The sequence below is a fragment of the Oleiphilus sp. HI0117 genome, from assembly GCF_001635235.1.
Map to the genome: position 1 here is coordinate 1 of NZ_LWGA01000768.1, position 746 is coordinate 746.

Consider the following 746-nt stretch of genomic DNA (forward strand, 5'->3'; position numbering starts at 1 on the left):
ATGGGGGAAATTTCTCCTAATAAAGAAACCAGGTCCTCATCAATTCCTGCTTGTAGCCCTTCAACATCGGCAGCATGTATTAAAAACTCATTGCAGTGCCCTGCCAACTCAGCGAGGGTATTCTTGGTAATCTGAGTACGGGTCACTGTTTGCCAACGATCCGTCGCAATATTCCAACCCGATTCGGTTTTTCGGCAACTCAGATCCATCACTAAACGCTCCGCTCCCGTCTCCGCTTTTATCTTTTCAATTCTGTCAGAAGATAGCTCCCCATCTTCGAAGAGGTAAGACGTGACGATCAAATGCGACGCACCTGCTTCCAAAAACTCGCTGGCATTTTCATGATTAACGCCCCCGCCAAATTGTAAACCTTGAGGCCAGGCCGATAGTGCCTTAAGTGCTTCGTCCTTATTTCCTGGGCCTAGTGCAATAACATGCCCACCTTGTAAGTTATGCTCCTTGTATAAGGAAGCATAGTAAGCCGCATCATAAGCACTCACAAAATTAGTATCGGCACCTTGGTCATTCAAGCTACCACCAACAATTTGCTTTACTTTGCCTTGATGTAAATCGATACAGGGACGAAACTGGGTCAAAGGAGGCCTCTTTTACAGAATGAGATAAAAATAAAACTGGCGCATATTATACCCAATTAAGCGGGGTGATTCGCCCCATATTGAAGATTAATCCAGTACACCTAGGCTTGTTGCTGTGATAATCTTTGGAGCAAACCTACCTGAAGGACC

1 protein-coding gene is annotated in these 746 nt (G+C 45.3%); it reads right to left on the reverse strand.

Annotation, left to right across the window (positions count from 1 at the left end; translation table 11 throughout):
• On the reverse strand, window positions 1-596 hold a 596-nt coding region (gene hisA, locus A3757_RS12430), incomplete at its 3' end, for a phosphoribosylformimino-5-aminoimidazole carboxamide ribotide isomerase (RefSeq protein ID WP_068739715.1).
• Between the last annotated feature and the right edge of the window lie 150 nt (window positions 597-746).